We start from the raw sequence: 4868 nt of genomic DNA on the forward strand, positions 1-4868 counted from the left end.
ACCGTGAGATGTCCGTGTTACTTAGAGCTTTTACCTGTTCGAGCTTTCCCGAACAGAACCCGCTAACTCTAGTTTTCAAGGTTCGGATGCCTCGATTAGAGGCTCGGTTTTTAGACTGGTTAAATACCGTTCCAGTTCTCTGACATCATAGCAAATTCGCCCTGCAAGGCTTGCCCTGAGCTAAGTCGAAGGCTTGCCCTGAGCCAAGTCGAAGGCTTGCCCTGAGCCAAGTCGAAGGGGGCGAGTCTTTAGACCCAAATTTTTGGTAACCAGAAGTAGAGCGAACCTGATGGAGTTGCGATCGTGCGTTTTCCCTTTTCCCTCAACCGATTGCCGAGCGTTTTGGCAAAAACCCTATCGTGTACGGTGTTATTTCTCTGGTTTGCCATCGCGCCGGTATTGGCACAAGAGACCCGTAACAACAGTGGGTTCGCCCCCCAAGAACTGCTGCGGGAGGCATTACAACACATTCAAGACCTCGGCGCGATCGGCGTTGGGGCGTTTATCCTTCTCTACATCGCGGCCACCGTGGCCTTTCTCCCTGGTTCTGTCCTGACACTGGGGGCTGGCGTGGTTTTCGGCGTGGTTTTCGGCTCGATTTACGTCTTTATCGCCGCCACTCTCGGTTCGACGTTAGCCTTTCTCGTCGGACGCTACATCGCTCGAGGGTGGGTCGCCAAAAAAATCGCCGGAAATCCAAAATTTGCAGCGATCGACGACGCCGTGGGGCGAGAAGGTTTGAAGATCGTTCTTCTGACGCGTCTGTCTCCTGTTTTCCCTTACAATCTCCTCAACTACGCCTACGGGTTAACTAACGTTTCCCTCAAAGACTACGTTATCGGAGCAGTAGGGATGATTCCTGGAACGGTAATGTACGTCTATATCGGCTCTTTAGCCGGTAGTCTCGCCACCCTCGGCACCAACACCGCGACGAGCAATCCCCAAGCCGAACGCATACAACTCGGCCTTCAAATTATCGGCTTTATCGCCACCGTTGCCGTCACCCTCTACGTCACGCGGTTGGCCAGACAAGCCCTAGCCCAGAAAGTTGGCGGCGATGAGGTGATGGAGAGATGAGGAGCAAGGGAGAGAGGGAGCAAGGGAGAGGGGGAGCAAATTTCCCATCATCCCATCACCCGGTCATCCCATCATCAGGAATTCAAGTCGTAGGGTGCGTGACCTAAAGACAGTAGCAATATGCTTGCTGCCAAACCGGCCAACTCGTCACGCACCGACTCCACAGATAACTCCCTTATCCTCCTTGTCCCCCTGTCCCCTTATCCTCTCAACATCAATTCAAGCCATGACTGACACCGAACTTGACACTTTTAACGTTTCCCCAATGGACGAGTACAACCAAAAACTCGTCTCTCACGTGCATCCTCCCGATTGGGTGAATCCTACTCCCGCCGACTGTTACGATCTCGTCGTCATCGGTGCGGGAACGGCGGGTTTGGTGACGGCTGCGGGTGCGGCTGGGTTGGGGTTGGGTTTCAAAGTTGCCCTCGTCGAACGTCATTTGATGGGCGGTGACTGTCTCAACGTCGGTTGCGTTCCGTCGAAAGCCGTGATTCGATCGTCTCGTGTCGTGGCTGAAATGGCCAACGCGCGAGAGTACGGTATCGTTCCCCCGGAGTCGCTGGCCGTGGACTTTCCGGCGGTGATGGAGCGGATGCGGCGGATTCGATCGCACATCAGTCCCCACGATAGCGCCGAACGGTTCTGCAACCTCGGTATCGATGTATTCCTCGGAAACGGCTGTTTTACTCAAAACAATACGGTTCGCGTCGGCGAGAAGGAATTACGCTATAAAAAAGCGGTTATCGCTACGGGTGCTAGAGCCGTTCTTCCCGATATTGAAGGACTCGAGGCGGTGGGATATCTCACCAACGAAACGGTGTTCGAACTCACGGAACGACCGCCACGACTAGCAGTCATCGGCGGCGGCCCCATTGGCTGCGAACTGGCTCAGGCGTTCCAGCGGTTGGGATCTCAAGTAACGTTAATTCACCGCCATTCCCATCTACTCCACCGCGAAGATGCAGATGCTGCTGATATCGTACAGCGACAGTTTCTCCGCGAAGGTATCCAGTTACGGTTAGGATGTCAGCCGACGCGGGTTGAAAAAACGACAGAGGGGAAAGTGCTGTATTGCGATGGGGACGAGCTTTGCACGGTCGATGAAATCCTCATCGGTGCCGGACGTGCGCCCAACGTCGAACGCTTGAATTTAGAGGTGGTGGGCGTCGAGTACGGTAAGAAAGGTATTGTCGCGAACGACAACTTGCAAACGACGAACCCCAAAATCTTTGCGGCGGGGGATGTTTGCATGAATTGGAAGTTTACTCACGCGGCCGATGCGGCGGCGCGAATCGTCATTCAAAATACGCTGTTTGCGCCGTTTGGCTTGGGACGAGTGAAACTCAGCAGTTTGGTGATGCCTTGGGTGACGTATACTGACCCGGAAATCGCCCATGTGGGACTTTACGAACGGGAGGCACGAGACCGGGGCATCGAAACCCAAACGATCGCCGTTCCTTTTGAGAACCTCGATCGCGCCTTAACTGACGGCGAAACGGACGGCTTTTTAAAGGTCTTGCACGTCAAAGGGGCCGATCGCATCCTCGGGGCGACGTTGGTGTCCCGTCACGCGGGGGAAACCATCAGCGAGCTGACGACGGCGATCGTCCACAACATCGGCTTGAAAAAGCTTGCGAGCGTGGTTCATCCCTATCCGACCCAAGCCGAATGTATCAAGAAGGCCGCCGATGCGTACAAGAAAACGCAGCTAACGCCGTTTACGCAATGGTTGCTGTCGGTTGTAAATCGATTCTCGTGATACGATCGACTCTCAAAGCTTTAACTTCACTCGCGATCGAGACCGATGACGCAAACGCCCGCTCAGTCCTACAATTCCGCCGTGTGGTCGAGTTTGTTACAACAACTGCTCGATGAAAGTTCTCTCAGTCGCGAACAGTCGAGTCAGTTAATGCAAGGATGGCTGGACGAAGTGATTCCTCCCGAGTTGTCCGGGGCGATTTTGGCTGCCATTCAAGCCAAAGGCGTGACGGTCGAAGAACTCACGGGAATGGCGCAAGTGTTGCAATCGTTATGTCACCCGGTCTCGAACGGGACGCTTCCCGAACCCCGCATCGATACTTGCGGAACGGGAGGAGATGGGGCATCGACGTTTAATATTTCGACCTCGGTGGCGTTCGTGGCGGCGGCGGCGGGAATTCCCGTGGTCAAACACGGCAATCGTTCGGCTTCGAGTAAGGTGGGGTCGGCCGATGTGTTAGAAGGGTTGGGAGTCAACCTGAAGGCGCCTTCGGACGCGATCGAAGCAGCGTTGTCGGAGGTGGGAATTACGTTTTTGTTCGCTCCGGGTTGGCATCCGGCGATGAAGGCGGTGGTTCCTTTGCGGAAAACTCTGAAAGTGCGAACGGTCTTCAATTTACTCGGTCCGCTCGTCAATCCGCTGCGTCCGACGGGTCAGGTGATGGGGGTTTACGATCCGACGCTGTTGGAAATTTTAGCCAAATCTCTCGGTGAGTTGGGGGTACGACAGGCGATCGTTCTCCACGGACGGGAACGCCTCGACGAAGCGGGATTAGAAGATTTAACGGATTTGGCCGTGTTGCGTAACGGTCAGGTCGTGACTGCCAGTCTCGATCCTAATGCCCTGGATTTGATGCCCGCTCCGACGGTTGCGTTGCGGGGCGGCGACCTCTCGGAAAATATGGAGATTCTGCGGAACGTTTTGCAAGGGAAAGGAACGCAAGCTCAGCGGGATGTGGTGGCGTTGAACGCGGCGTTAGCGTTTGAGGTGGCGGGAAAAGTCGCACCGGGCGAATACGAGACGGGCGTGGTGCTGGCGCGAGATATCCTCGAAAGTGGAGCGGCATGGTCGAAGCTCGAGGAACTGGTGGCGTTTTTTCCGTCGTCGTCCGATTGAGCGATCGCATAAAGATTCGTCAAGAACGAACGCCTCCTCAAAGTCCCTTTGTTAGCCTGAATGTAGGGATTTCGTGACTTTGGGGAGGATTTAACATGATGTTTCGTAAAATTCTCGTAGCGATCGATCTCAACGCCCACAGCGATCGCGTCTTCGACTATGGATTGCATTTAGCCAAAAACGACGGGGCAGCGTTGATGGTGTTGAATACGGTCGAAATGCCTCTCGAAGACGATTTGATGCCCATGTCTGGTGCGGGATTGGGGGCAGATTTAGTTTTGACAGAAGAGTTTCAACAGACCTATCACAAGAACCTACAAAACGAGGTGAAACGGGTGCGAGTGAAACTCCAACACTATGCCGATCGCGGTCAGGAAATGGGCGTTCCCGTCGAATTTGACGCTCGAGTTGGCGATCCCGGCCGTCGTATCTGTCAGGTGGCAAAAATGTGGGACGCCGATCTCGTGTTAGTGGGGCGTCGCGGCCGTCGCGGTTTGCGGGAGTTACTTTTAGGCAGCGTCAGTAACTACGTCCTCCATCGCGCCCCCTGTTCGGTCATGGTGGTTCAAGGGGAAGAACGCGAGGAAATTGAGAATTGAGAGTTGGTGCGGATTTTCGGGTGGGATAGTCGCACCACACCAGAGACAGAGGGGTTGGGTTCGATAAGTCTCAGTTGGGGGGTTGGGGTTCACTGCGTTCTACCTAACCGACTCGCTTTTTCCACTAAGCCCTAATTTAAGACGTAGGTTGCCAGAATGTACTGCAAGTCGTAGATAGGGCTTGCTGAAAAAGACGAACAGAGCGAATTCTGATGCCGTACAGCTTGCCCAATGGTCGTTTTGGACTCTAGCTTCCCCATTAAATCGGCCATCGCCGACGAAAATGCAAGGTTTTTGAGCGTCTCGATGGGAAA

5 protein-coding genes are annotated in these 4868 nt (G+C 54.4%); 4 read left to right on the forward strand and 1 reads right to left on the reverse strand.

Annotation, left to right across the window (positions count from 1 at the left end; translation table 11 throughout):
* The first annotated feature begins 342 nt into the window (after positions 1–342).
* From POG22_RS05995 to POG22_RS06010, 4 genes are all read left to right on the forward strand, one after another.
* Positions 343–1077 carry a TVP38/TMEM64 family protein gene (locus POG22_RS05995; RefSeq protein ID WP_498904167.1) on the forward strand — a complete coding sequence of 245 codons (735 nt, stop codon included), beginning with the start codon at positions 343–345 and terminating at the stop codon, positions 1075–1077.
* A 226-nt stretch (positions 1078–1303) separates the two neighbouring features.
* Entirely contained in the window at positions 1304–2839 is a 1536-nt protein-coding gene (locus tag POG22_RS06000) for a mercuric reductase (RefSeq protein ID WP_498904162.1), read from the forward strand.
* Positions 2840–2884: 45 nt separating this feature from the next.
* Complete coding sequence (gene trpD / locus POG22_RS06005) at positions 2885–3955, forward strand: anthranilate phosphoribosyltransferase (protein ID WP_498904164.1); 1071 nt, start codon at positions 2885–2887, stop codon at positions 3953–3955.
* Between the two features lie 95 nt (positions 3956–4050).
* Positions 4051–4554, forward strand: a complete 504-nt coding sequence (locus tag POG22_RS06010) for a universal stress protein (protein WP_498904165.1) — start codon at positions 4051–4053, stop codon at positions 4552–4554.
* Between the two features lie 131 nt (positions 4555–4685).
* Here the strand turns inward: POG22_RS06010 and POG22_RS06015 are convergent.
* On the reverse strand, positions 4686–4868 hold a 183-nt coding region (locus POG22_RS06015), incomplete at its 5' end, for a hypothetical protein (RefSeq protein ID WP_498904166.1).

Origin of the sequence: Geitlerinema sp. CS-897, from assembly GCF_028368005.1 — a bacterium.
Classification (GTDB): Bacteria; Cyanobacteriota; Cyanobacteriia; order Cyanobacteriales; family Geitlerinemataceae; genus Baaleninema; species Baaleninema simplex.

What these genes read in the sequence shown, in the direction of transcription:
- POG22_RS06000 (WP_498904162.1), top strand. Translation starts at nt 1,304, where the DNA reads ATGACTGACACCGAACTTGACACTTTTAACGTTTCCCCAATGGACGAG.
- POG22_RS06010 (WP_498904165.1), top strand. Translation starts at nt 4,051, where the DNA reads ATGATGTTTCGTAAAATTCTCGTAGCGATCGATCTCAACGCCCACAGC.
- trpD (WP_498904164.1), top strand. Translation starts at nt 2,885, where the DNA reads ATGACGCAAACGCCCGCTCAGTCCTACAATTCCGCCGTGTGGTCGAGT.